We start from the raw sequence: 25,669 nt of genomic DNA on the forward strand, positions 1-25,669 counted from the left end.
TTCAAGGGCTACGGGAAGAACTGCTTATAGTGGGACGAATGAAGACGAGAAGTGAGTAGGACTTACGCATAAGGTGTTTAGATCCCCGACTTCTGATTAAAGTTCTGTCTTAAAAGCCAACTCAAGCATAGAAGTCGGGGATCTTTGCGTAAGTCCTAAGAGTTAGGTATTTTCGGCTCTTACATTCGGCAAGAGCAAACTAAAAACAGCGATATCGATGTACTGGTAGAGTTTTCTGAGACACCGAGTCTGTTGAAGTTTGTCAATTTAGAGAATTATCTTAGTGACAATCTAGGGGTTCAAGTCGATTTGGTGCATAAGGCTGGCTTGAAGCCCCGTATTGGAGAACGAATTTTGGCAGAGGTCGTTTACCTATGACCAGGCGACAGATTCAGGACTGTTTGCAGGATATTTTGGATGCTGTTGCGGCGATCGAGCGATTTACAGCAGACATTGAGTTTAGAGCGTTCTCACAAAACTTAGAGAAAGTATTTGCAGTTTCAGGGGCGATCGAAATTATTGGCGAAGCCGTGAAGCGCATCCCAGATTCAGTAAGAAGCCAATATCCCGATATCTCCTGGAGAGATTGCTGGAATGCGAGATAAGCTAATTCATGACTATTTCAATACAAACGTAGAAATTATCTGGAAAGCCGTTATGGAAGATGTTCCACAGCTAAAAATAATGATCTCTCCACAGTTAAAAATAATGATCTCTAGCGCGATGTGCAACTAATTCGCCCTCATCCCCACCCTTCTCCCTGGGGAGAAGGGCTATTTCAATACAAACGTAGAAATTATCTGGAAAGCCGTTATGGAAGATGTTCCACAGCTAAAAATAATGATCTCTCCACAGTTAAAAATAATGATCTCTAGCGCGATGTGCAACTAATTCGCCCTCATCCCCACCCTTCTCCCCAGGGAGAAGGGCTTCTAGACCGTTCCGGTTCCCTTTTCCATCGTGAGAGGGCTAGGGTGAGGGCAATTCTGGCAGGCATTGCAGGAAAGTCGCACATCGCGTGATCTCTAGGGTCTTAGGTGCTTTGAAAGGTCATTTTTAGTTTGTAGGATTATAAGAGTTGTTCTACCCTCATCAGAAAATGCTGCCACGGAAGAGGGTGTAGATGCCCCAGGTGGCGGCGATCGCGCCCAAAACCGTAGACCAAACAGGATGCCCACTACGGCTTACACGTCCGCCTAGTGTACGAATCGTATCGACATCAATCCAGGGCGTTGCACCATGTCGAAACCAGCCTATAACGACCACATCTTGATTCAGCAGCGCCGTTGCGCGAATTGCCTGGGGAAACAGGTTGCCGATCGGTCCCCAATTGGACAAGCAATGCAATCGGACAATGCCCGTTGGGGTTTGCAGCAACAGATCTTGACTGAGCAGGTTGCCAACCTCAGCACGTCCGATAAATTTGCCTTCTAACTGTACTGGTTGCCTATCAATAGGAATGCGATCGGCAGGCTTGAGCAAAGCCACCAGCGAGTCAGACGAACCAGCCGCTTTAGCATTCGAGAAGGGCACATCCGGGAAAAGTGGATTGATACGAATGAAGGTGCCGATGCTGAAGCCGACCAGTGGTAATCCTTGCCGCAAAGCATGGTCGCCATACATCCACGATAGTTGGTTGATGTTTGTACGCCAGCCAATCCAGCCTAGTGCCGCAAAGAGATACGCCATCGCAAAGCCCAATGCCAGCCCGAAAAACGGTGCGCCCTGCAGCAATAGCGATCGCCACTGACGGGATGTGAAACGATCTGACCGCTGACCGCTGACCGCTGACCGCTCTCCCCACTCCAGTTCTGTATCTAGTTTCCAGTGACGGGCATACATCGACAACAGGTTGAGCCGATCGCCCGTGAGTGGATGCGAGTTGTTAATTGCCAACCAGTTGCGGTAGGGATTCGTCCGCTCCCATTCCAATACAGACTCGATCGGCACGTGAGGATAAACACTGCCCACGGTCGTCGCCATGCGTTGCCCCAGCGGTGTCAATAGATCAAAGCCTTCGAGCAGATAGCTCGTCTGCTTCTGGGTTTGGACATCCTTAGCGGTGCCGATCGCAATTTTCAGCAAAGCGCGAGTCAAGCCGTTGGGGTTGCCCGTTAGTTCAGCGGAGACGCGATCGCTATAGTAGACCCGCTGACGAGACAGCCAGAGTGCGACCCACCGCAGCAAGGCATACATGCCATAGCTAATCGCTGCAAGTATACTTGCCGAAACCCGTGAGATTGCTGCTTGCTGGCGACTACCCCAATCGCTCACCGATCGGTAAATGGTGTAGGGAATCTGAATCAACACCGTGACTAACGACATCAACGGCACATCAAAGCGGGAAATATGCCCTACTTCGCTGGCATACACCGTCGCAATTTCGTCGTCAGCCAGTTGCTCCAGCAAACCTTGGCTTACCACTGTGCGCGTCACATGCGGCAGGCAACCGTAGCTAAAGGCGATCGGTGCTGTCGTTGGCAACACGCCCAATGCTGGCATCGGAATGCGCTGTTGGCGGCAGAAGCGCTGGAGCGATTGAGCCGTTTCGGGGCTGTAGGTCGCCAGTTTACTTAATGACAGGGGTTGCAGCCCGTAGCCGATAGTGAGCAGCCCATCCAGCAACCAGCGCGAAGCGACAAAGAGAATTCCCAGAAAGATGAGAATAGGCACAACGGGTGGATGGAAAAGTTGGCGCGACAAGCCCAGAAAGGGAATTTTAGTGAGGGCAATGCTGTAATAAAGCGTCGTGTTGTAGGCGATCGCCTGCACCATCCAGAACAATGCCACTGCTGTACCAGCTTGCAACAGCAGTAACCGCAAAAATTTCACCTTGCCCAGCGATTTCCCCTGCTTCAGCCGTCCCGCCTGTCGCCATGTTGGATAAAACGGTGGTTGATCCTCCAAAGGCATATTTACTGTTTTACCGCTGGGTGCCGCCTGCGTGGACGATCGTGCGTGTCTTGGAGCAGCAACAGGCTTGGGCGTTCTGATTCTCCCGGTCATCCCTTCAGCTAAGATGGCGGTTTCGTCCTTGCTATACGGTTGCCGATTGGCTGTTGTGCCGTCATTTACATGGTCTGATGCGTCAGGAGGCTGAATGGCTGTAGTCGGTTCACCGTTCTGGTCAGCTTCTGGCAGAGGTGGTGCGTCGAGAAAACTACCGCGATCGCCGACGGTCTTGAGGTTGGGTGGAGCCGCAGGATCGAATGGCGTAAAGCCAGTGAGGTCATCCCCAGTGAGTTTATCCAAAGAGGCAAGGTGAGGTGAGGATGCATCAGGGTTGGGCGCGTCGGCTTCTGTACTCAATGCCTCAAACTGGTCGAAAAGCTGTGGGTTGCGTTCAGTGAGACTTAACAGCGATCGCGTTGCCCAATCGCTGATCTGAGCATTATTGCTTTGACGAAGCGTCTGGCAAAGGGCGGCTGCACGTAAAGGTTGTCTCGTGCGGGCATAGGCAGTAACCAACCCCATCTGCGCTTTTGACGTAAAGGCATGATCCGGCGGCAGTGAGAGAGACTCTAGCTTCACGATCGCGGTCTTGTAATCACCCTCTCTCAGAGCCGAGAGTCCGGCTTCCAGTGCTGGAAAATCGTTGGCAAGCGATGACGAATCAGGAACCGGAGGCATAGTGCTTCTCCTACTCGAAAGAGGATGGTAGACTGCGTGACGTTTTGTAGCCCTTCCAAGATAGCTTCATAAAGCGTCTGGTTCTCTCCCAGAAACTACGGGGGCGATCGCGTTTAGTTGTAACTCCGGATGGTCTGCTTGTACCTGATTTACATTCCATTCGTTACGAAACAGCAGCACAGGGCGGTTCCAGCCATCTTTGGCGGTCACGGTGTTAAAGAGGCGACCAACTTTTTCTAACGCCTCCCAGCCGCCATCAACCCAGCGCGCCACGCTATAGGGCAGCAGTTCAAGCTGCGTTTCAACGCCATACTCATTCTGCATCCGAAACTGCACGACTTCAAACTGGAGTTGCCCTACCGCTGCAAGGATCGGATCGCGCTTCGCTTCATCGGCAGAATACATGATTTGCACTGCGCCTTCTTCCTGTAGTTCTGAAACGCCTTTGCGGAATTGCTTGAACTTGGACGGATTAGGGTTTTTCAGATAGGCAAACAGTTCGGGGGAGAAGCAGGGAATGCCTTCATACTCCAGCTTGGCTCCGACGTAGATGGTGTCGCCGATCGCAAATACGCCGGGATTGTTTAACCCAATGACATCACCGGGATATGCCTCTTCAATTACTTCTCGGTCTTGAGCAAACAGCTTTTGGGGGCGAGAGAGTCGTACCGTTTTACCGGAGCGGGCATGGCTCACGGTCATATCTTTCTCAAATCTGCCAGAGCACACGCGCACAAAGGCGATGCGATCGCGGTGTTTTGGATCCATGTTTGCCTGTAGCTTGAAGACAAAGCCCGAAAATTCGGGATAGGTCGGCGGAATTTCGCCCTTGCTGCTGGCATGAGGACCCGGTTTGAGAGCGTAGTCCAGAAAGGCATTGAGAAAAAGCTCTACGCCAAAGTTGGTCATGGCACTGCCAAAAAAGACGGGTGTCATTTTGCCGCGATGCACCAGATCCAGATCGAGTTCTGGTCCTAAGCCTTCCAGCAATTCCAGGTCGTCTTTGAACTGATAGTAAAGGGACTGTTCCAGCAGATCTTCAATGCGCGGATCACCGAGATCAATCGCCGTATCGATCGCCTCTCGCTGACCGTGGGCACTCCGCTCAAATAAATGCACCTGGGTGCTGCGACGGTCATACACACCTTTGAAGCGATCGCCCATGCCAATGGGCCAGTTCACTGCGTAAGTCTGCAAGCCCAACTCCTGCTCAAGTTCGTCCAGTAGATCGAGCGGCTCACGTCCGGGGCGATCGAGCTTGTTGATGAACGTGAAAATCGGCAAACCCCTCATGCGGCATACTTCAAACAGCTTGCGAGTCTGTGGCTCTAAACCTTTTGCCGCATCGATCAGCATGACGGCGTTATCAGCAGCGGCTAACGTGCGATAGGTATCTTCACTAAAGTCCTGGTGTCCGGGTGTATCCAGCAAATTGATCTGACAGTTCTGGTAGGCAAACTGCAATACCGTAGAGGTGATGGAAATCCCCCGCTGTTGCTCCATTTCCATCCAGTCGGAGGTGGCGTGTCGCTGTGCTCGTCGCGCCTTCACGCTGCCTGCCTGGTGAATGGCACCTCCGTACAGCAGCAGTTTTTCAGTCAGCGTCGTCTTTCCCGCATCTGGATGGGAAATAATGGCAAAATTGCGTCGCCGATCGACTGCTGTTTGCAGCTCAGCCTGAAGTTCTGTGGACATTTGTGGAGAGGGGTAAGGGGAGAGGAGCGAGGGGTGTCAAAAGAGGCTGACTGTCACTGATGCATGATGTCACTATGTAGGACTAGAAAGACGATCGCGCTTGATAAACAGAGTGCTGATCTTAGTTTAGGGTCAAAGTTTGCTGCTCATGCGAGAGTTTCGAGCTTAGCAATACCTTAACGATAGCGGCAATCGCCAGAGTGTAGAGAGTAAAATGAGCGAGGCGACTTTTCAGCACACCCGCAACTCATTCACTCACGTTTAGAGACAGAGATATGGACGATTTTAGTCAGCGCAAGCTTTTATCTGCTGCCTGTCACGGTGCGATTTTCTTCAGTTCGACCGTGATTTCAGTCGGCATCCCGATCGCCATTCTTCTCGTCTCCAACGATCCGGTGGTGAAGGAAAACGCTAAAGAATCCATTAACTTTCACATCAATCTATTTCTTTACGCGATCGTTTTCATCATTCTGATTTTCGTCGCGATCGGCATTCCCTTACTCATTTTGCTGGGCATTGCCAGCATTCTCCTGCCCATTATTGCGATCGTCCGCGTTGCTACAGAACCGCAAACGCCCTATCGCTATCCGTTCATTTTGCGCCTGCTTTAAAGGCAATAGAGAAGCGACTTCAGCGATCGCTAACGAAGGGGGTAGCCGCTTCGCCTAAAAGAAACCGCGTCGAAAAAAGTCGCGATCGGTGATCTGGATGCGCCCGTAGCCTAAAAACTGACCATACGGCTGCTCTCCAGTCGGATAGGCTGTAATGCCATAGAGGTAAACACCGCCCACATCTGGGTTCCGCTCTGCGTAAAGCCCGATTCTAACGACACTGCCGGGTGCTACAGGTGAGTCAAACGTGACGGTAATCGCGTGTGTCTTAGGATCTTGAGTGACTGCTTTGAGTGCGACTTTAGCCTCGCGATCGCTCGTTTTTGCTACTGCCTCCGTTTGCCTGACATCAAAGCGGGCGCGATCGGGACCATCTTCTGGAGCAATCATCACCGCTTGCAGCGACTCGCCTGCGTTTGCAGGTATCGTTAGCGTGAAATAGTACGTTGATCCAAAAAAATACGCTGTTTTCTGCGTTGCCGTTGCCCCTTCAAAGCGAGGCGGCTGTACAAAATACGTTTTGCCGTCTGCCAACTGCACTGCTTGAGCAACCGAGCCAATGCTGAAGCAGCTTGTCGCAACAAGGAGTGCCATCGTTGACCATAATTTGCTGATTTTCATATCGCCTCATGACGTGCTAGCAACTGACTCACCTTGACAAACCGATCTTGCTGCACCCTACGAAGCGTTGTTAGGCACTCGCTGAGGAAGAAGCGACGAGTTCTGACCGCCATCATAGATTTGAATACGTCCGTAGCCCAAAAACTGTCCGGATGCCTGCGCTCCTGTTGGGAACGCCGTCACGCCATAAAGGTAGGTGCCACCAACGTCTGGGTTGCGGGTTGCATAAAGCCCTATTGTCACTGTTTTACCTGCTGCTACGGCGGGATTGAACGTAACAGCGATCGCTTGCGTTTTGGCATCTTGCGTAACCGTCTGCAAGGGTAGCTTTGCGCCCTCTCGATCGCTAGTGCCTTCAAATGCTTCTGTTTGTTTAAGCACAAACTCTACCCGATCGGGTGCAGGTTCTGGAGTAATGATCACCGTTTGCAACGACTCGCCCGCATTTTCAGGCACCGTCAGCGTAAAGTAATACGTTGAGCCAAAAAAACGAGCCGTTTTTTGCGTTGCAATTGCTCCTTCAAAGCGGGGTGGCTGGACAAAGTGCGTTTTGCCATCTGCTAACTGCACCGACTGAGCCGAACTGCCAATAAACCCCACTAAGCTAACAGAAAGCATGAGTGCGGTTGCCAAGCGCGATCGATGATTCATAGCCTGCGTCCTCTTCATTTATGCTTCTGTTCTAGCAGGTTCAAGCGCTAATTCGCTCTGCTAATGGGCTGGATGTCCTGCCGCTACAATTCCTGAAGAGATGAGCGCAAATTGTTATTGTGTCCGTTATCTGGATTCTATAACTTGAGTGCAAGCACATCGCGTGGAGGTGCTAAGATTCAGACGATTGTGTCTAGCACGATCGCCTAAAGCAACTATTCGCTTCTAGGGTTCCGGTCTTGCGCGAGTGAGATGTCTGGTCCGAGAGAAGCAGCCGCTTTGAAACCTGCAATCACTCAGGCGAAGCGGTCACACGGCGGGAAAAAAGCCCGGGAGAGCCAAGCAGCAGTAACTGTTGTCGGCTTCCTGGGCTTTGTCGTTTCAGTCGTTTTCATAAGGAGTACATCATGTCTACCGAACCACACTCGATCAATCCAGCGTTAGTTGCCTGGGATGAAGTGATTCCAGGAGGTGCCTATTGGTCTCGCGTGATCAAGCACGGCACCACGCTTCGCCTTATTGCGCCCGAAGGTTCTAGAGGGGTAGCGCTGCTCTGCCATAACGCTGATAACGCGATCGAGCGCTACAATGCTGCCGATACTGCCAAGATTCAGTTCAACGCGTTCCTCAAAAAAGGGATGTTGCTTTACTCCGATATGGGACGCGTTTTGTTTTCCATCACGGAAGATACGGCTGGCTTGAATGATACGCTGGGCGGCTGTAGCAATCTCACAACGAATGCGAAGTACGGCGATGGCGATTACAAAAATTCGCGGGATAACTTCCTGCTGGCGCTGATCAAACGCAATCTTGGTAAGAAAGATATCATGCCGAATCTCAATTTGTTTACGCGGATTGCAGTTGATCCAGACGGCAATCTATCCTGGGCAGAAAAAACGGCACAACCGGGAGATTTTATTGACCTGCGGGCAGAAATGAACGTGTTAGCGGTGTTGTCGAACTGTCCTCATCCGCTTGATCCCAGTTCAACTTACGATGCCAAGCCGATTCGGGCGATCGTCTGGAACGCTCCCGCATCCACTGCCGATGATCCCATTCGGACAGGCAATCCAGAAGCGGTACGCGGTTTTCAGAATACCGATGCGTATTTGGGGCAGTTGGTTTGAGGGAGAAGGCGGAGGGCAGAGGGCAGAAGGCGGAGGGCAGAAGGCAGAGGGCAGAAGGCAGAGGGCAGAAGGCTAAGGGATAAAAGATAAAGGCTAAAAAGCTTATAGCTGACCGCTTAAAGGCTAAATTTTTATACTTTATCCTTTCCTCCTCACTCCTCACCCTTAGGATTGTGGATTTATTAATGCCGAGATCTTCGCCCTCATCCCCTAACCCCTTCTCCCAATTTGGGAGAAGGGGAACCGGACTCTTGCTCCCTCTCCCAGCTTGGGAGAGGGCTGGGGTGAGGGCGAGACACCCTTTCCATTGACGGAGTTATTTAAGCCACGCTCCTTATCTAGTAGTGATTCATTTAGAGGATTGAAACAATGGTAGCGGCAGTTGAACTTGACCCCACAACGGCGATTTACGATGAAGTATTGCCTGCGCGAAAACCGTGGGCAAAGGTGCTGACGAAAGGACAAGTGCTGCGAATTGTGGATTTGGGTGGCAATCAGGCGGTGGATTTTCTCGTTTATAACGCGGATGATCCGAGTGAACGCTACAGTGCGCCGGATACGATTCGCGCTCAGGGCAATATTTTTATCACCACAGGCACAAAGCTGTATTCCAACGATGGGAATGTGCTGATGACGGTGCTGAAAGACACCTGCGGACGGCATGATACGTCGGGCGGCGCGTGTAGCTGTGAGAGTAATTCGGTGCGCTTTGGGTTGGATAAAAAATGGCAGCACGCTTGTGTGGAAAATTTTCTCTATGCCATTAAGGATTACGGCTTGGGCAAACGGGATATGACCAGCAACATCAACTTTTTTATGAATGTGCCTGTGAGTGAAGACGGCACGCTTGAAATTGTGGATGGTATTTCTGATCCGGGTAGCATTGTGGATTTGCGATCGGAGATGAACACACTGGTGGCGATTTCTAACTGTCCGCAGATGAACAACCCCTGTAATGGCTACAACCCAACTCCCATTCAGTTAATCATTTGGGATGCAGTGTAAGGGTTTGTAAGAAACCGGGTTTCTGGAGATGGTTTGAGTACTCAAACGACATATTTGTAAAGAAACCCGGTTTCTAGTCGCTGCACCGTATGCTGAATCAAGAGTTCTGCGTTCTCCAATGTCAACTATGGGCACACGTCTCAGTTCGATCGCGCTCGTTACTCTTGCCGCAACTCTGCTTTCATCCATCGCTCAAGCCAGTCCTTCTGGTGGCGCGATCGAGCCAAAGTTAGGTGCTATGGTTTGCATCAATGGGCACTACAACTCAGATGGTGGCACCTTCATTTGTACAGCGACCACACCGAAGACAGATTCGATGGTTTGCTTTGATGGCTACCCAAATGCAGAGGGTACAGCAGTCATCTGTAACCAGTTTATCGAGAGCCGTCAGTGGTTGGAAAACGAGATTCGTAGAGACTCTAATCGTAGGTCCAGGCGCTCTAGAACCCCTCCTCCCCCCGCTCGGAAAGCACTTTTCACTTTAATTAGCTATGAGAATCTCTATGACGGACTCTATAATTACGTTGTCGTAGATGCCGATGGATGGGTTAGTAAGGGACGTGTAGAAACTAGTGCGCGTTGGGGAGCGTGTAGGGGTTGCGGGTCTGGAAGGATTAATACTGAACAACTGGTGCAGTTTGAGCAGCGGATCAACCAACTGACGCTTACACCCCAAGCTAAACGTCCTAAAAAGATGAATGGAAAGCGACACACGGTAATTCTCATTCAGCAACATGGAGTCATTGAGCGCCGTGATTATGTTGACGGTTTACCCCCAGACCTTCATCGGTTCGTTGAGGAGACAACTTTTCTGGTGCAGGAAGCTAAAGATAAAGCCTTAGATGAACTGTTTCGTCGTGCTACACCGCGCAAGTAATTTGGCTTCTGTTACTCAAGAATAAGAGTCTTTCTGTTTGAAGTTTCAACGTTCCCCTTAAAAGTGAGAGGCTCTTTGCTTGCGATCGGAACGTTTTTATTTAAACACAGTATGTTCTCGTCTAATGACGGACAATTCCTGTTTTGGGGCAGGATATTCCTGCTTGAAGCCAGAACACTCCTGTTCTGAGTGAGACAACTCTTGCCCGAAATAGGAACATTCCTATCTGAAATCAGACCGTTCCTATTTGAAACAGAAACACTCCTGTTTTAAGTTGGATGATTTCTGTTTGAGATGAGAAAAACTTATCTCTCAATAGGAACGTTCTCGCTCAAAACAGGAATTGTCTCATCGAAAGTCGCAACGATCGCGTTTCAAATCAGAACATTGCGACTTCAAACCAAAGCGCTCTAAGTTTTTCTTATAGACTTTCGCCGTCCAGTGAGAATGGTGTCGTTTCAGATAAGAGAACTTGATGTTTTTGCCTCATGTTTGCTGCTTGCGATCGCTCACTCCAGGATCGGCGCTTGCTTGTGCCATTCGGTTGACTGCTCATACGCATAAGCGACCTGCAAGACCTGATCTTCGCGCAGAACGTTGCCGATAATTTGGAGACCGATCGGCAAACCTTGACCGTCAAAGCCACAGGGAACGCTAATGCCGGGAAGTCCCGCCAGGTTCACGGGAATCGTCATCAGGTCAATGAGATACATACTGAGGGGATCGGTGGTTTTGTCGCCTGCTTTGAACGCGGTGGAGGGTGCAGTCGGACTCACCAGCACATCCACCTGCCCAAAGGCGGCTTCAAAGTCCTGTTTGATCAGCGTCCGCACTTTTTGCGCTTTGAGGTAGTACGCATCGTAGTAGCCAGCCGAGAGCGCGTAGGTGCCAATCATAATCCGGCGTTTGACCTCGGCACCAAAGCCTTCAGCACGAGTGCGGGTATACATATCCATCAGGTTTTCGGCATCAGGAATGCGGGCACCGTACTTTACGCCGTCATAGCGGGCGAGATTTGCTGATGCTTCGGAGGGCGCGATGATGTAATACGCCGCAATGCCGTACCGAAACCGGGGGCAGGAGATTTCCTGAATTTCGGCTCCCAGTACCTTTAGCTGGTCGATCGCCCCTTGCACCGCTTTCTCCACCGCTGGATCTAGCCCTTCTTCAAAGGTTTCCTTAATGACACCGACTTTTTTGCCTTTGAGGTCAGGTGTGAGGTATTGCGTGTAGTCGGGCACGTCAACCTTGAGGCTGGTCGAGTCCTGGGGATCGTAGCCTGCGATCGCGCTCAGCAAAATGGCGGCATCTTCCACCGATCGCCCAAAGGGTCCGATTTGATCCAGCGAAGACGCGAATGCCACTAAGCCATACCGCGACACTAAGCCATAGGTCGGCTTCATGCCCACAATGCCGCAGAACGAAGCAGGCTGACGAATCGAGCCGCCTGTATCAGAACCCAGCGACACGGTACATTCTCCCGCAGCCACAGCCGCGGCTGAGCCACCCGATGAGCCACCGGGCACTCGTGAGGTGTCCCACGGGTTCGCCGTGAGTTGAAACGCCGAGGTTTCCGTTGAACCGCCCATCGCAAATTCATCCAGATTCGTCTTCCCAACGGTGACGGCTCCAGCATCCGCAAGCTTTAGCGTCACGGTCGATTCATAGGGCGGCACAAAATTTTCGAGAATACGAGACGCACAGGTGGTGGGAATACCTTTGGTACACAGGTTATCTTTAATGCCGATCGGCACTCCCGCCAGCAGCCCAATGTCTTCACCCGCTGCAATCCTGGCATCCACCCGTTGCGCTTGTTCTAGAGCATGATTCGCTGTGACGTGCAAAAAGCTATGCAGCGTTGGCTCCAAGGAATGAATCCGATCGAGCGCCTGTTGCGTAATTTCAACCGCCGATCGCTCTTTACTAATGAGCTGCTGGTGCAGTTCACGGATGGATGCCATGCCACAATCTCCTGACTCAACGTGCAAACTACAGTATACGGTTCAGCGCAACGGCGATCGCTGGTTTAGCGGGCAGAGAAAAGCGGTCAGCGGTCAGCGGTCAGCGGTCAGCGGTCAGAGAAAAGCTGATAGCTGATAGCTGATAGCTAATGGCTGATAGCTAATGGCTGATAGCTAATGGCTGATAGCTAATGGCTGATAGCTGATAGCTGATAGCTGATAGCTGATAGCTGGGATTCTGACGGTCTAAAGCTTTCAGTCAGAACTTACGCCTTTTAACCAAAACCTTGGAGGTTTAAGCGACTAGATTGGGACGATGCTTGGTTAAACTCTTCGAGGTTTACGTCAGTCCTCATGAGTACCGATTCATTCGGACGATCGCTAGCAGCCTAAAATAGAGAGACGCTGAGGTGCCAGGGCTGCCTGAGTTGTAGTGATTAGTTTGCGGTTGAAAATGTATGGCGATCGTCTCAAAATGTCTGTTTCCGATTCGCTGGTCTGGTTGGCTAGCTGGGCTTCTAGTAGTTTGCTTCACTCTGTTTGGCTGCTCCACGCCGATGAAAGCCGATAGCCAGATTAGTCCGCAGCTCAAAGAGCAAGTCTTGCAGATCATTCGAGAGAACCCAGAAGCCATTCTCGATTCGGTGCAGGCGTACCAGCGCAAGCAACAAGCCGCCCAACAGCAAGAGCAGCAAGCGTTCTTACAGCAGACGAAGACCAATCCCAAAGCGGTCATTGGGTCATCTCCCACGACAGGCGCAAAAGCAGGCAAGGTTTTGCTGGTGGAGTTTTCCGACTTCCAATGTCCCTATTGCAGCAAGGCAAGCGCCATTCTAAAGCCGTTTATGGCAAAGCATAGCGATGTCGTGACGCTGGTTTACAAGCACTTTCCACTGACGAGCATTCATGCCGAAGCGATGCCTGCTGCGAAAGCGTCTTGGGCAGCGGGTCAGCAAGGCAAGTTTTGGGCGTATCACGATGCTCTTTTTACGCAGCAAGAACAGCTTGGCGAGGCACTCTATCAGGCAACAGCAAAGTCGCTGAAGCTGGATTTGGCGCGCTTCGATCGCGATCGTGCGATCGCCGAAACTGAGATTCAGAAAGATATTGAGCTTGGCAAAAAGCTGGGGCTTTCCGGCACTCCCTTCTTCATCATGAATGGGGAAACATTGACCGGGGTTAGCTCTGTAGAGGAACTGGAGGACGTGTTAGAGCGCGTTAGCAAGGTGCGCTAAGAAACCACGTCTTGTTCAGGCATCACTGAGCCATAATGTTCACGGGCTTGAATCCCCCCAACTCTCAACCAACTGCGTTCATGAATCATTGTTTGACTGTCGGATTTCGTCTTGCGCTCATTATTCCGTTTGCGCTGGTTACAGTTGGCACAAGTGCGTTGAGAGGGAATGCCCAAAGCGCACTCTACAAGCCTATTTCAATCACGTCTGGGAAAACGATAACAGATAAACTAACCGATAAGGATATCCCCACTGGGCAGGGTGGGTTTGCACGAGACTATGTGCTGTCGCTGAAAGAGGGCGATCAACTGTCGATCGATCTCACTTCCGAAAACTTCGACACGATCGTCGCCCTGATCGGGAGCGACGGTTCTACCATTGCTGAGAATGATGACGGACCTGATGGCAGTACCAGTTCGCTCTTATTCACCCGCATTACCAAAGCTGGCACCTATTTTATTCGCGTTCGTGCCTTCGGTGAACTGGCTGGCGGGAACTTCAAACTCAAGGTCACACTGCTGAAACCGCTGTAGGTGAATCGTTTTTCTGCATGATCGTTGAGCGTAGCCACCAAACTGTTCGATCGGATGCAGGCGCAAGCCATCTCCATGTTTCAACGTCTTGAAGAGTTGCGTGGTCAAGCCTCATGTCAGCCGATCGCTAAAGCTATTCAGTTCACCCTGGCACGAAAGCGAATGAAGCCGTAAGCATTGTTTGGCGTACCGGGTGCAGTGGCATTAGGCAAGCTTGCCGGACTCTTGACGACATTCACCACCACGGCTCCATTGCTATTGGTAGCAGAGCAGGAAACCGAGGGAGTCGCACCAGGGTTGAAAAACTGCCCTCCGTCAGCATCGGGGACGTTGGTCAAGTTGGTCGATGTGGCACCGATCGTCAGATTAATCCCCGACTCTGGTGCGCTACTAAACGAGGTCGGTACAAAGGTGCTGTTGCTTGGCACTAAATCACAGAGATTAATATTAGTTGCCGCCGCTCCGCCATCTGAGAGAAAGTAAATTGTATACTCCAACAAATCTCCTGGCTTAATTGCGCCGCCATTGATTGCGCCCCGCAAATAGGTACTGATACCGCTAGTTCCATCAATAGGAGTGGACCAGTTGGCTGCATTGTCGTTGGTAGAACCAGGGTCATCTACTGTAGTCGTGATGTTGACTCCGTTCAATGCTGTAATACGTTTGACCAGAAGAATCTGAGGCGTTGCACCTGCTGTCACGATCGTCGTTGGATCACTGCTGCTGTTGTTACCCGTGTTGCCGTCGCTGCCACCGGAAACCGTAGCGGTGTTGGTGACGCTGGCAGGGGCGTTTGCTGCCACACTGACGGTCAGCGTGACCACAGGATAGCTGGCAAGGGCAGCCAGAGCATCGGAACGGGTGCAAGTAGCGGTTTGTCCAGCGATCGAACAGGTCCAACCTGTGCCGCTGGCAGCGGTGGGAGTGAGACCAGCAGGTAGGGTATCAGTGACGGTGACGGTGCCACTGCTGGCAATGCCGCCGCTATTGGTGACGGTGATGGTGTAAGTCCCGGTGCTGCCCTGGGTAAAGTTGCCCGTGTGAGCTTTGGCGATCGTTTCGTCGGGTGTGTTGGGGATAATATTCACGGTCGTAGAAGCAGCAGAACTGGGAACATACGTCCAGATGTCCAGTCCTTTCGCATCGCCGAATGCGCCCGTACAGGAGGCGTTGGTATTGGTTCCGCTCGAACCGAAGCCCCGTTGCGTTGAGGTGGTATTGAAGCCCGTAATCGGGTTGCTGTTGGGAATGGACGGTGGAGCGATGCCACAGAGGACGCTGCCAACTGTACCGACTGTGACTCCGCCGATCGTCTTGTACCCGCGATCGTCATAAAAACCAGTGGTGTTACCCAAAGGGTTGGACGCATTCAGCAGGGTAAAGCTGGGTCCACCACGGATACTACTTTCAGCGTCCAGTAAGGGAAAGTGGTATTCACCATTCCGCACTGTAATCCGAACAGGATAGTTAGAACCAACGGGAAAAAAGGTACCACTGTTGTCTTTGCCATCCCAGGCGATCGTTTGGATGCCAGCCGTGGTGATTAATCCAACCAATCTGCGGTTTTGGATATTGGTCGGGTCAAAGTTAACCCCATCGCGGCTGATGATGATTTCATAACTACCTGGCACGTTGCTGTTAAAGCGAAAGGTACCACCCGTATTTTGAGCAGAGGTGTTGCCAGTCACAGTGCCCGTGAAACTGGCAGCGCTGACCATTGGAGTAGTGGGGATGAGTGGAATGCCAAGGGCGGCGATCGACTCCGTTGCACCAGCACTGCTCATCGGATTATTGAAGAAAATGACGTGATTTGGCAGCGCCAGGTTGGTTCCGCCCTGAAGCACTGTAAGTTGAGCACTATTTCCTAAAACGTCGTGATAGAGAGGCGTTTGCCCATCACTATCATAAAAACCAACGTCGTTGCCATACATCACCCACCCATTTGCATCCAGTCCATTCAGGTCAGTGGTATAGCGATAGCCATCTTTTGTCACCATGTAGACATCGGACTCAACAGGTCTACTGTTCCCTCCCGTAAAGAGTGCCAGGTAGTTGGCAAACAGTCGTCCGTTGATATCCGTCGTTGAGGTCAGGCTGCTGCGAACCGTCACATCCCAGGCAGAGGTACTGGTTGTCTGGCTGGCATTGAAGTTGTTGGCGCTGGTCATGGCGATCTCTGCCGTTGGACCTCCACCTGCGGTACTGTTGCCGCCAGAAGGACCGTAAAACGCAACGTTATAAATGCCGCTGGTGGGAGCTTGATAAAAGCAGGGAACATAGCCCGATGCGACCTGACCGCCCGGTGTAGCAGTTAATGGATTCGTGATGGTGTCGGGTCCTGCCAACTCTTGGGCGCGGCTGATGATCTTGCCCTGATTGGTGTTTAAGGTTGTGGCTCTTTGGGTAGAACATTGATAGTTGGGCGTTGGAATCGTCTCATTACCGATACGTCCTGACACCGTACCAGGGTTGAAAATGACTACATCACCAGACGTAGCGCCATTCGCAACCCCTACGGCTGTTGAACCCACCAGGATGTACTCACCTGCGTTGACATAGACTTGCAACAAGGTGCGGCGCAGCAGGGAGTTATCCACCGGGGCTGTCGGTCCGTACCGAGTGCCTGCTACCCACTCCAGACTGGCTCTAAACCCTGTGGCACTGCTAGGGTAGAGGTTGCGGCTCCCTTCTGCCTGTACTGGGCTAGACCAACTGCCGATCGCGCAAAGCAGGACAGCACTGCTGAGCAGTTTGCCTCTAAAGGGTAGATGTGTAAACAAGCGGCTCATAGTCATTACGGCTTATGGATTGAGGAAAACGGCTGAAGTGGGGACGGTGCCGGGGAGGGGAATTTGGGGAGCGGGAGGTGGGGAAGCGGGAGTCGGGAGTCGGGAGTCGGGAGTCGGGGAAGCAGGGGAAGCAGGGGAAGCAGGGGAAGCAGGGGAAGCAGGGGAAGCAGCCGTGGCGATCGGTGTGGAAGGTGGCTCCTGAGGTGGGGGAAGGCGTTGTTGACCGAAGCCGTTAAAGAGTTCGTTGAGTTTGATGGTGACACCGAGGTAGGGACCGCCCGCAGAGCGAGAGTTGCCGTCGAAGTCGCGATCGCCCACTCTGCCAAACATATAGCCTGCGGCAAGTCGCAAATTTGGGGTCAGGTAATAGCCCACTTCGGCAACCAAGCCCGTTTCGCTGTAGCCCACGCCTGGTTGATTGATCCAGCGGGCTTCACCGACGAGATCCCACTTGTAGCCGAGACGATAGGTTGCTCGTGCCTGAGCGATCGTGACCAGCCCCGAATTCACGAAATCATCTGCTAGATAGGACGTGCTGCTTCGGAGAGCAAATTTGCCGTAAAATTCCCAGCGCCAGTTCGGTGCGTAGATTGCCTCTGCTGCCAGAACGTGATCGATCGCTCCGGTGCCCGTACCAAACAAAATCGTGTCGGGGATCGTAGACGGATTTTTGCGGTACTCATAGCGCAGCAGGGCATTGAACTTGTCATCGTTGGGATCGCGGTATGCCAAGCCCACTTTCAACGTCGCAGTGTCGCCCAACCCGGTAAGCTTCTGGTTGGCAGCGCTGGCTTGCTGATAGCGCACCAGTGCGGTCAGAGCTGAAGAAATTTTGCCCGTTGCAGCCGCAGAAATAACCGTGTTGCTGCCTTCAGAGGACGTGCGGTGCTCAAACCGGGCGCTTGCCTGGAAGGCAGGATTATCGGTGTAGGCGATGCCCACGCTGTAAGTGTCGCCAGACTGTAGTCCAACAGATGCACCCGATTGACCAGCGGCAAAGGGTTGAGCAAACTGGGTTCCGGCAGCCGTTCTACCCAAAAAGTTGCCAAACACGTGTTCATATGCCAGATCCATCTTCAGACCGGGTGCCAGGATGATCTGGTGACTGATGCCCGCTGTCCCGTACATGGTCATGGCATCAGAGCTTTTGAGCATCGAGAGCCGTCCGCTCACGGTGGTATTGGCACCGAGCTTGTAGTCTCCAGCAACGCCCAGACTGGTGATGGATTGTCCAGCAAACTGTCCTCGCGTATAGAACTGCTGCGCCAGTTGAACGTTGATACCGGGCATCGCCTGCCAGTTCAGCGCCAGCAAGGTGCGATCGTTGTAAACCGCGTCAGCCTGCGCCGAAAGGGTGGTTTCGTTTTGCGCCAGGAACGTGAGACGAGGGTTGAGGGGAACGGTGAGGCGCGATCGCAACTGGTCAGAAGTAGTGTTGAACACTGGATTCAGGCGATCGCTCCGATCGCGGTGGAACCAGTCGATCGCCAGTTCCGATGCTCCAAACTTCTGCACCACGCCCGCCGAAATAGTGGTGAGCGAGTTGTCTACTCTGGAACCAGCCACCGCTGCTAACCGGAGTGTCAGCAGGTCTTCCAGGGTATTCAGCTCACGGGGTGCAATCCCTTTGTTGTCTTCGTGGTCGTACTGAAAGCGGAGTGCTGTGATGGGAGAGAGTTTGGCGGCTACCTGAGCACCATAGCGGGTTTGACCGGGCACAAAGCTCACCGTGGCATTGTTGGCAAACCCGGTTTCTGCCGAACGGAAGTAGGCACGTCCACGGATACCGTTGGCAATCTCGCCTTCCAGTTCTGCCCGGTATGCCGCGCCGCTCACCTGACCCAGCGTGTCAGAGAGATTGCTGGAGTGGGCATATTCGGCAATCAGGCGGGCGCTGGAACCTAGAGAAATATAGGCATCGGCACCGTACAGCTCGAAATTACGGTTGCCCTGATCTTCTTTTAAATAGGTGGCACCAATCCAGCTTTCCTGGTTTTGCTCGCGCGCAAGGTGGTAAACGGCTCGTCCCGCGTAAATGCTGTTGTCGGAGCCGGGTGTATCGTACTGGTAAGTGATGACAATTCGGCGCACCAGAGTTTCGCCATCGGTGCCGATATCCGTTCGCAGCACAGGCTGACGGAATAGGAGCGTACCACGATCGTAGTCAATTTCGTAATCGGGACCACGACTCAGTGATCGGCGCTCAATCACTGTACCGGGGCGATTCAGCTCTTCCAGTTCCAGGAACACATTCTCGCTGCCTTCGACCAGCAAACGGCGAGACACAAAGTAGTAGCCGCTGGTGCCATCAGGGGCGATCGTGTCGCGCTGAAAGCCCTGCACGTTGTTGCCGTAGAAGCCCGTTAGTTGCAGATTGCCGAAGTTGTAGTTGACTTTTAAGCCGTGCAGTGAGCGGGTAATGGCGGTGAACTCCTGCGATCGCCGCGCAAACTCCTCGGTGTTGTAGTCGCCCCACATGGCATAGTCAATACCTGCACCGAGTACGGGCGAAGTTCGCTCTAGCCGGAGGTACAGGCTATCGGTAGACGGAGCAAGAATCGTGGATTGGGAACTGTCGCCATAGGTGGGATACACCTGATCACAGGACTGAGTATCGCGGAACAGGCGCGTGGTGCCGTCACAGGTCTGGTTTAGATTACGGTTGCTGTTGTATGCCCCGGTGAACAGCCATTCGCCAATTTTCCCGGTGGCAAACACGGCTCCCCGCACGTCTAACTCATAGCGGTTGTTGCGATCGGCGGGCAGAAAATCTCGAAAGCTGTCATAAAAATTGGTGCCCCGTTTGCCAAAGCGAATATCAATGACTCCAGTGGCGATCGACGGGCGCAGATTGGTTTCAAACAGCAGTTGGGTAAACGCCTCCAGGCTGCCTGCGACCGCTCGAATGTTCACCGTTCTGGCATTCAGGCTGGAGCGCAACGACGCAGTAAACTGTCCCTGCACTGCTTTGACTTGAAATCCGGGCTGATCGCGATCGGCATCAGCATCCACAAACTCACCTTCGGAGGCAATCAGCGTGACGATCGCCTCCCGGCTAGAGCGGTTGCCTTTGTCGTCCAGCAGTTGCCCCTGAAGCGTAGCGGTCGATCGACCATCAGCAGGAATTCTTGCCTCAACGGTGGCGATCGTCATCTGCCTTACGTCGCCGCGCACCTGCACCTGCGTCGAAACCAGCCCACCCGCAACTCCATTTGTCGTCGCCTGAGCGGTCAGAGTGTTCTCTCCTTCTTTTAACGCCACCCCGTACCAGCTTTGTGTCACAATGCCAGTCGTTTTGTCTGTCTCTGTACGTCCTATCAAACTGTCAGATACCCCCACACCATTCACGTTCAAGGTAATCTGGCTGCCCTGGGCATACTGCAAAACTACAGTAACAGCGGGAACATCCAGAAGCGCCTGGGCAGTTGGGGTGAGGATGCGGACTTCGCCGGGAGTAAGGGGAGAGGGGGCAGGGGGGGCAGGGGGAGTAGGGGGAGTAGGGGGAGCAGGGGGAGCAGGGGGGGCAGGGGGAGTAGGAGTAGGAGTAGGAGTAGATGGAATGGTTTCGGGGGGGGCGATCGGGGCTAATTGAACAATTGAAGTTGATGGAATCGTTTCGGGGGGAGCGATTGGCGTTAATTGCGCGATCGAATCGAACACCGCCGCTGGTACAGTGGTCACGGGGTTACTTCCTGACTTGCCATCTGCAACAACTTCAGCGGTTTTGGCGAGTGGTCTTTCTGGGGCAGGAGTCGTTGCTTTGGCTGGAGGCTGAAGACAGCACAGCAGCAGCAATTCGGTCGTGAGCGAGAGCCAAAGCAAAGAAGCAGTCAGATGACGTTTCTGCGGTTTCATGGTTTAGCCCCTTCCTGGAATGAAGGAGTGACAGCAAAGTTCATCCGCACCATGCCATTGGGTTCTAAATGCACCAGACGGGACTGGCTGTTGCGTTCGCTGAAATAGAGATTGGGAGCCAGGGTATAGCCCGGAATGCTGCTCAGGTCGAGGACACCCGTGCGGTATCCCGGCAGCACATTGGCAACCGAGTACAACCCGTCTGCGTCGGTAGTGATACGGTTGCCGTCTTCCATAAACACAACCGCGTTGGGCACTCCCGGTTCTCCGGGCTGCTGCTCGCCATCGAAGTTTTTGTCGATGAAGACACGACCGAGAATGGTGCCGCAGTCGGTGATGATGCCAGCGCGAATGCGGAGTTGGTGTACCGCTGGACCATCCTTCACCCCAAAGCCGTTATCTGCCCGTTGCCCAAAGACGATCGCGCTATTGCGTCCCTTGCCCCGCACTGCATCGGGTGTCACCACTGCTGCGTAAGCAATGTTCAACACGGCACTGGGGTCAGTTGCGCCTTGCGGTAGGGATGCGCCCACGCTGAAAGTAACTGTGGAGCCGTTCTGAGTCGTCGTAATCGGTACAGCGGTGCCGCGAAAGTCCCCTCGTACCGCTTTTGGCAGGAATTGGAAACCCAGCGGGAGGGTATCGGTAATCGTCAGATTGTTGATGGCGGCGCTGGATAGATTTCTGACCAACAGGCGGTAGATGACGGTATCGCCCGGTTCTGCCGTGGCACGATCGCCCGTTTTGATGATTTGAATCTCTTGCGCCTGACAGATGCCTGCACCAAAACTGAGTGCGGCAATCACCAGGCTGGTTTGTTCCGCATCTTGAATCGTGATGGTATCAGTGACAGCGGTATCATTGCTGCCGCTGCTAATCGGTTTGCCGTCGATCGCCGTTGCCGTATAAGACACCTGATTGCCGTTACGTGCCCCGATCGTTAAGCGGAACCGTCGTTGAGCATAGATGGAGTTGCGAGGCGGATTGATCACCAGAATGTAGGAGCGTCCCTGGTCTAGCTGCCCTTTCCGCACGTCCAGCAAGAAGTTATACACACCGCGATCGCCATTGGTGAGCGAGAAGGGATTGCTATTTTCGGTGTTGGGCGATCGACCTTCGGCAATCCCATTTCCTGGCTGATCGGGTACTTCTGTTGGCGTAAGCGAAATGAGTCGCCCCAGATTGATTCCCGTTGGATCAGCGGCATCCGATTCATACAGCGCAATGCTGAAGCCGCTGTAGTCACTTAACATCTCTCCCGCACAGCCCACAATGCGCCCCAGCGGGTCAACCAGTCCCGGTGTGAACGTCCCCCCAATCTGGTTGGTCATGTTCAAAATTTGAACCGTCGGCGCTAGACCACAGTTCTGGCTGCTGCCCGTCTGCGGATCGCACAGCGGCAAGCTAACCGCGTCGTATTGATAGGACGCTGTATTTTGCAACCGAACACTGGGTGCCGCGATCGCGGCTGGTGCTGGCGGAGTTTGTGCCTGAGCCGTTGCCATGGGAAGCGTGCTGCTAGCTAAAACAGCCACCACCAGGTGTTTTAAATAGTTGGGAAAAGGCGGGTGTGACATCGGTGCGGCTATCACTAAAGGGAGGAGAGTTGGGGGGCGGAGGGAGTGGGGAAGACGTGTGAAGCTGCGTCACCTGCCCTTCTAAACGAGCCTAAAAAGGCACAAAAGCTCTACCGGAAGACCCTGGAGGGTTTTCCGTAAGCCAACGTTGAAAGAATTCGTTGAAAGAATTGGGGCAGGTAACGCAGCCGTTAAAACGCTCGATCGCCTGCCCCAGCAAGCATCAAGGCGTTACAACTAACGCACTTTAACCTGGTATTCGGCGTTTACAGGTGCTTTTGCCGCCAGCGTATTCGGCAAATTCCAGCGGATATTGGTGTATGCCTCAGCCGGGGCGGGACGGGTTTCGACCTTGCCACTGGCTAATGCGACCTGCACTGTGGGCGCTTCGACAAAGCTGCGTCCGCCATTAATGCTGTAAGTAATCTGAGTGGGTTGGCTAGAAGCCACTTTCGCCGACTTCAGCACAAACACGGTGCCTTTGGGGATCGGCTGATTCAGGGTCAGATTTTTGACGGGACGATCGCCCTCGTTTTTGCCCATCAAGCGATACCGCAGCACATCGCCCGTTTGCACCGCTAACTGGTTTGCACCGTTCCAGGAAATGACTTCTTTGCCCTGAGCATCCTTGCTGATGACTTGCTTTTCGCCCAGCAGCTTTAACTGCACTTTGGGATGCTGCATCGCTTTAGCGATCGCCACATCGGAGTGGAATAAACCCGCTACAACGGGCAATTTACTAGCAAAGGGAATGGTCAGGATCACCGCAGCAACTCCCAGACCGATCGCGAATTGACGTTTCATGCTTTCAACCTCTTCAAATTGGGTGGTAGGTAATAGGTGACAGGTAAGGGAGACGCGGGGACGCGAGGCATTTGACTGCATTCAAAAGTCAAAAGTCAAAAGTCAAAAGTCAAAGCGCCCCGACTCTCCACTCCTTAGTTGATCCGACGACGGAAGATAAACGTACCGCTGGCTCCGGGTTGGATGGAAATACCCAGCGTGTTGGTGTAGCGGGTGACATCTGTCGCTGGCGTTGTTCCGGTTTGATCACCACTGGGAGCGTAGGTAATGGTGCCGAACTGAGCCGTTGTCGCACCGACTACGTTGCTGGTGTCGATCGCGCCGTTGGTGTCGTTATCTCTTGCCCAGGTGTTGGTGCCAACCGTGCCATCCTCAGTGATGACCACGTTGCCTGCATTCAGGGTGACGTTGCCTGCACCAACCGGAGCAATGGAAACGTTGGTGTAGGTAATCCGATACTCAAGGAACCGACCCACCCGTAGGTTTGCCGCCGTTGGCGTTTGTGTATAGTTCTCAACCACCGTCGTACCGTCGGTATCGAGAATGCGGGCATCTTTCACCATTTTCAGAAACCCGGTGTAAACGCGATCGATCGTCCGGTTCTGCGTGGGTTCGGCGGCTGCCAGATCAGGTCTGCCGTTGCCATTCACATCCTGGAAGGCGTAAATGGGAATTGAGAAACCATTGCCAGTATCAGTAGAGAGAGCCGTACCAGGAGTCCCTGGCAGGTCCACTGAGACGCTATAGTTCACCGATGTTCCAGCAGTGAGGGTGGGAATGGTGATGGCACTGCCAGAGGTGAAGATAAAGTTAGTGCCGTTGTAGGTGTAAACTGCCGTTTGAGCGCCATAGGTCAGCGTGACAGTCGTACCCGTCGGTGGCAGAACCTCGCCCGTAGCAGGAGTGAAGTTAGCAGAGTCAGGCACCAGCAGAATATTGCTCAAACTGCCCGTGGTGGGGTTGTTGATCGTATTCAGGAAGGTGACCGAATTTGGATCGATCGTGGAACCAGGTGCAGTGTTTGCTGGAATGGTAGAGGACTTATTGGTGAAGTCATCGTTGTTATTCGTGGGACCAACTGCCGCAGGCTGACCGTTGGGACCGTTGAGAATGGTGCCCGCAGCGGCAACGGTAAACACGTTGTCTTCTCCACCTGGTCCCGTACCTGTGTTGTTGTTGTTGCTGTCTACTCCGTCTGCGGTAGGGTTGGCAACGCCATCGGTAGGTGTGATAGAACCTGTTGTGCCGTCATCATTGAAGTTGCTGGGAGCCTGGTCACCCGATTCGTCGTAAACCAGTGTGCCGCCGCCGCCTGCGGTTTGACCAAAGACCTGAGCCAGGTTGGCGATCGTCGTTGTCCCTGTTACGCCTGTCGTCACAACCTGGAAGGTGAACCCTGTGACCGTTGTACCAGCCGGAATGGGACCATTGTTAATGAAGCCAATTCGAGTGGCGTTACCGATCGTGCCGATCGCCGCTACGTTTGTGACCCAGTTTGCCGTATTCGCATTCGTACCGACTGGACTATTGGTGTAAACCACAGTCCAACCTGTCGGAGCAACAGGCGTTCCGGTCAGGGTTGTGTTAGCTGGCACAGCATCCGACACCAAAACCTGCGTTACTGGAGCACCATCCACATTAATCGTGGTGCCTACCAGGTTCGCAGCGCTGAGACCACTGGTTCCTGCTGGCGCGGTGGCATCCACTCGCAGCGACAAGCCATAAGTCAATACGTCATCGTTAAGCGCCGGGGTGGTGGAATCAGTGTAGGCAGTGCGGGTTTTGAGGATGGCAGCAAACGCCTGGGATTGAGCACCAACCAATACCTGTTGCGTCACACTGGCTTCTCGTTCGCCATTGGTCGGTACACCTGCCGCTTCACCCGCAGCGCCATCCGCATTGTCAACGGTGCGAATTTCGCCAGCGGTAGCACCATCAATGGCATCCGGTTGGTTTTGAGTCCCCGCACTGTTATCATTCGCTCCGGTATCACCCAGGCGCACTGCAATAGCGGCACCCGAAGAAGCCAGCCCCGAAACGGTAACGGGTACGCGCACAATCACCGAGCCGCCCGCCAGAATGGAGGCTGTTGTCACACCACCTGCTGGAATATTAATAAAGGTTATGCCGCCGTCAGTGCTGTATTGCAGCGTTCCAGCCGCACCGGGACCTGTCACCGTCGCGGTGCCCGGAATAAAGAACTGGGTGGGGTCATTACCAACGTTAGTGATCCGGTAGTCGTAGTTGATGAGATCGTTTGGCAGCACCGTACCACCAGTTGTATCGGTGATTGCGAGCGGGGTTGCCGTTACGCCTGCCACTTCTGCCACGGTAACTACCACGGTGTTAGACGTGGCGTTGATGGTCGTGCCCGGCGCATTGGGATCTTCATAGGTCGCCGTAGCCGTGTTGCTGATCGTGGTTCCGGCGGCTGTCCCATCTGCAAAGGCAGACGTAGACATTGATAGCGCACCGCCAACTAAAAGAGTGGTTGCCAGTAGTCGGCGATAGGTACAACGGGTTCGTCTTTTCATGAGCATATGAGCAATAGTGAATTGAGTGAATCAGCGCCGATCAAGACCAGACGCACTGAGAAAAGGAGCGTAGGGAGCGCTTAAATTTGCAGCGCAAAAACCATCGATCGCAAGAAGAGGCATTCTTGCAATGACTGTCGTGAAGAGGCAAAGTAGTCGTAAGA

Annotated in this window: 17 protein-coding genes, 2 pseudogenes and 1 riboswitch; of the genes and pseudogenes, 9 read left to right on the top strand and 10 right to left on the bottom strand. The window is 53.1% G+C overall.

Features of this window, described 5'->3' with window-relative positions; all coding sequences use genetic code 11:
• Positions 1-159 precede the first annotated feature (159 nt).
• Together AC5JO6_RS01640 and AC5JO6_RS01645 are read left to right on the top strand one after the other, a co-directional pair.
• Positions 160-378 (top strand): annotated as a pseudogene (locus tag AC5JO6_RS01640) (nucleotidyltransferase family protein); the annotation flags it as partial.
• A pseudogene (locus tag AC5JO6_RS01645) lies at positions 375-735 on the top strand (HepT-like ribonuclease domain-containing protein). The pseudogenes AC5JO6_RS01640 and AC5JO6_RS01645, both read left to right, overlap by 4 nt.
• A gap of 357 nt (positions 736-1,092) precedes the next feature.
• Here the strand turns inward: AC5JO6_RS01645 and AC5JO6_RS01650 are convergent.
• The gene (locus AC5JO6_RS01650) at positions 1,093-3,630 is read right to left on the bottom strand and encodes a M48 family metalloprotease (protein ID WP_496079293.1); all 2,538 of its coding nucleotides are present in this window, start codon (positions 3,628-3,630) and stop codon (positions 1,093-1,095) included.
• 66 nt (positions 3,631-3,696) lie between these two features.
• Entirely contained in the window at positions 3,697-5,325 is a 1,629-nt protein-coding gene (prfC, locus tag AC5JO6_RS01655) for a peptide chain release factor 3 (RefSeq protein WP_496079294.1), read from the bottom strand.
• A 275-nt stretch (positions 5,326-5,600) separates the two neighbouring features.
• Between prfC and AC5JO6_RS01660 the strand changes: the two genes are divergently transcribed.
• Positions 5,601-5,936, top strand: a complete 336-nt coding sequence (locus tag AC5JO6_RS01660) for a DUF4870 domain-containing protein (protein WP_496079295.1) — start codon at positions 5,601-5,603, stop codon at positions 5,934-5,936.
• 54 nt (positions 5,937-5,990) lie between these two features.
• Here the strand turns inward: AC5JO6_RS01660 and AC5JO6_RS01665 are convergent, their stop codons facing one another.
• A complete protein-coding gene (locus AC5JO6_RS01665) occupies positions 5,991-6,530 on the bottom strand; it encodes a DUF2808 domain-containing protein (RefSeq protein ID WP_496079296.1) in 540 nt (179 codons plus the stop codon).
• Between the two features lie 84 nt (positions 6,531-6,614).
• A complete protein-coding gene (locus AC5JO6_RS01670) occupies positions 6,615-7,208 on the bottom strand; it encodes a DUF2808 domain-containing protein (protein WP_496079297.1) in 594 nt (197 codons plus the stop codon).
• Positions 7,209-7,422: 214 nt separating this feature from the next.
• A riboswitch (guanidine-I (ykkC/yxkD leader) is annotated at positions 7,423-7,546 on the top strand.
• Positions 7,547-7,615: 69 nt separating this feature from the next.
• On the opposite strand from AC5JO6_RS01670, the gene AC5JO6_RS01675 reads away from it, so the two are divergent.
• The 3 genes from AC5JO6_RS01675 (at position 7,616) to AC5JO6_RS01685 (ending at position 10,217) form a co-directional block, all read left to right on the top strand.
• Positions 7,616-8,335, top strand: a complete 720-nt coding sequence (locus AC5JO6_RS01675) for an urea amidolyase associated protein UAAP1 (RefSeq protein ID WP_496079298.1) — start codon at positions 7,616-7,618, stop codon at positions 8,333-8,335.
• A gap of 369 nt (positions 8,336-8,704) precedes the next feature.
• Positions 8,705-9,340, top strand: coding sequence for an urea amidolyase associated protein UAAP2 (locus tag AC5JO6_RS01680; RefSeq protein WP_496079299.1), 636 nt, complete (start codon positions 8,705-8,707; stop codon positions 9,338-9,340).
• Positions 9,341-9,458: 118 nt separating this feature from the next.
• Entirely contained in the window at positions 9,459-10,217 is a 759-nt protein-coding gene (locus tag AC5JO6_RS01685) for a hypothetical protein (protein ID WP_496079300.1), read from the top strand.
• 509 nt (positions 10,218-10,726) lie between these two features.
• Here AC5JO6_RS01685 and gatA read toward each other — a convergent pair.
• Positions 10,727-12,178 (bottom strand): Asp-tRNA(Asn)/Glu-tRNA(Gln) amidotransferase subunit GatA, encoded by a 1,452-nt coding sequence (gene gatA, locus AC5JO6_RS01690; RefSeq protein WP_496079301.1) that lies wholly within the window; start codon positions 12,176-12,178, stop codon positions 10,727-10,729.
• Here gatA and AC5JO6_RS01695 point away from each other — a divergent pair.
• The 3 genes from AC5JO6_RS01695 (at position 12,177) to AC5JO6_RS01705 (ending at position 13,946) form a co-directional block, all read left to right on the top strand.
• Complete coding sequence (locus AC5JO6_RS01695) at positions 12,177-12,314, top strand: hypothetical protein (RefSeq protein ID WP_496079302.1); 138 nt, start codon at positions 12,177-12,179, stop codon at positions 12,312-12,314. The genes gatA and AC5JO6_RS01695 overlap by 2 nt on opposite strands.
• Before the next feature lie 322 nt (positions 12,315-12,636).
• The gene (locus tag AC5JO6_RS01700; RefSeq protein WP_496079303.1) at positions 12,637-13,413 is read left to right on the top strand and encodes a DsbA family protein; all 777 of its coding nucleotides are present in this window, start codon (positions 12,637-12,639) and stop codon (positions 13,411-13,413) included.
• A gap of 80 nt (positions 13,414-13,493) precedes the next feature.
• Entirely contained in the window at positions 13,494-13,946 is a 453-nt protein-coding gene (locus tag AC5JO6_RS01705; RefSeq protein WP_496079304.1) for a PPC domain-containing protein, read from the top strand.
• 137 nt (positions 13,947-14,083) lie between these two features.
• Here the strand turns inward: AC5JO6_RS01705 and AC5JO6_RS01710 are convergent, their stop codons facing one another.
• The 5 genes from AC5JO6_RS01710 to AC5JO6_RS01730 all read right to left on the bottom strand — a co-directional run bounded on the left by AC5JO6_RS01710 (position 14,084) and on the right by AC5JO6_RS01730 (position 25,505).
• On the bottom strand, positions 14,084-16,741 hold the full coding sequence (locus AC5JO6_RS01710; protein ID WP_496079305.1) for a DUF11 domain-containing protein: 2,658 nt from the start codon (positions 16,739-16,741) through the stop codon (positions 14,084-14,086).
• Between the two features lie 6 nt (positions 16,742-16,747).
• Positions 16,748-20,590, bottom strand: a complete 3,843-nt coding sequence (locus AC5JO6_RS01715; protein WP_496079306.1) for a TonB-dependent receptor — start codon at positions 20,588-20,590, stop codon at positions 16,748-16,750.
• Positions 20,587-22,167 carry a hypothetical protein gene (locus tag AC5JO6_RS01720; protein ID WP_496079307.1) on the bottom strand — a complete coding sequence of 527 codons (1,581 nt, stop codon included), beginning with the start codon at positions 22,165-22,167 and terminating at the stop codon, positions 20,587-20,589. Before AC5JO6_RS01720 ends, AC5JO6_RS01715 begins: the two co-directional genes overlap by 4 nt.
• Before the next feature lie 237 nt (positions 22,168-22,404).
• Complete coding sequence (locus AC5JO6_RS01725; RefSeq protein WP_496079308.1) at positions 22,405-22,971, bottom strand: hypothetical protein; 567 nt, start codon at positions 22,969-22,971, stop codon at positions 22,405-22,407.
• A 134-nt stretch (positions 22,972-23,105) separates the two neighbouring features.
• Positions 23,106-25,505 (bottom strand): beta strand repeat-containing protein, encoded by a 2,400-nt coding sequence (locus tag AC5JO6_RS01730; protein ID WP_496079309.1) that lies wholly within the window; start codon positions 25,503-25,505, stop codon positions 23,106-23,108.
• Positions 25,506-25,669: the final 164 nt, after the last annotated feature.

The sequence above is a fragment of the Tildeniella sp. genome, from assembly GCF_059505325.1.

Coding starts and splice junctions, on each gene's coding strand:
- AC5JO6_RS01660 (WP_496079295.1), top strand. CDS start 5,601: ATGGACGATTTTAGTCAGCGCAAGCTTTTATCTGCTGCCTGTCACGGT.
- prfC (WP_496079294.1), bottom strand. CDS start 5,325: ATGTCCACAGAACTTCAGGCTGAGCTGCAAACAGCAGTCGATCGGCGA.
- AC5JO6_RS01685 (WP_496079300.1), top strand. CDS start 9,459: ATGTCAACTATGGGCACACGTCTCAGTTCGATCGCGCTCGTTACTCTT.
- AC5JO6_RS01670 (WP_496079297.1), bottom strand. CDS start 7,208: ATGAATCATCGATCGCGCTTGGCAACCGCACTCATGCTTTCTGTTAGC.
- gatA (WP_496079301.1), bottom strand. CDS start 12,178: ATGGCATCCATCCGTGAACTGCACCAGCAGCTCATTAGTAAAGAGCGA.
- AC5JO6_RS01705 (WP_496079304.1), top strand. CDS start 13,494: ATGAATCATTGTTTGACTGTCGGATTTCGTCTTGCGCTCATTATTCCG.
- AC5JO6_RS01720 (WP_496079307.1), bottom strand. CDS start 22,167: ATGTCACACCCGCCTTTTCCCAACTATTTAAAACACCTGGTGGTGGCT.
- AC5JO6_RS01725 (WP_496079308.1), bottom strand. CDS start 22,971: ATGAAACGTCAATTCGCGATCGGTCTGGGAGTTGCTGCGGTGATCCTG.
- AC5JO6_RS01730 (WP_496079309.1), bottom strand. CDS start 25,505: ATGAAAAGACGAACCCGTTGTACCTATCGCCGACTACTGGCAACCACT.
- AC5JO6_RS01715 (WP_496079306.1), bottom strand. CDS start 20,590: ATGAAACCGCAGAAACGTCATCTGACTGCTTCTTTGCTTTGGCTCTCG.
- AC5JO6_RS01695 (WP_496079302.1), top strand. CDS start 12,177: ATGCCACAATCTCCTGACTCAACGTGCAAACTACAGTATACGGTTCAG.
- AC5JO6_RS01675 (WP_496079298.1), top strand. CDS start 7,616: ATGTCTACCGAACCACACTCGATCAATCCAGCGTTAGTTGCCTGGGAT.
- AC5JO6_RS01700 (WP_496079303.1), top strand. CDS start 12,637: ATGGCGATCGTCTCAAAATGTCTGTTTCCGATTCGCTGGTCTGGTTGG.
- AC5JO6_RS01710 (WP_496079305.1), bottom strand. CDS start 16,741: ATGACTATGAGCCGCTTGTTTACACATCTACCCTTTAGAGGCAAACTG.
- AC5JO6_RS01680 (WP_496079299.1), top strand. CDS start 8,705: ATGGTAGCGGCAGTTGAACTTGACCCCACAACGGCGATTTACGATGAA.
- AC5JO6_RS01650 (WP_496079293.1), bottom strand. CDS start 3,630: ATGCCTCCGGTTCCTGATTCGTCATCGCTTGCCAACGATTTTCCAGCA.
- AC5JO6_RS01665 (WP_496079296.1), bottom strand. CDS start 6,530: ATGGCACTCCTTGTTGCGACAAGCTGCTTCAGCATTGGCTCGGTTGCT.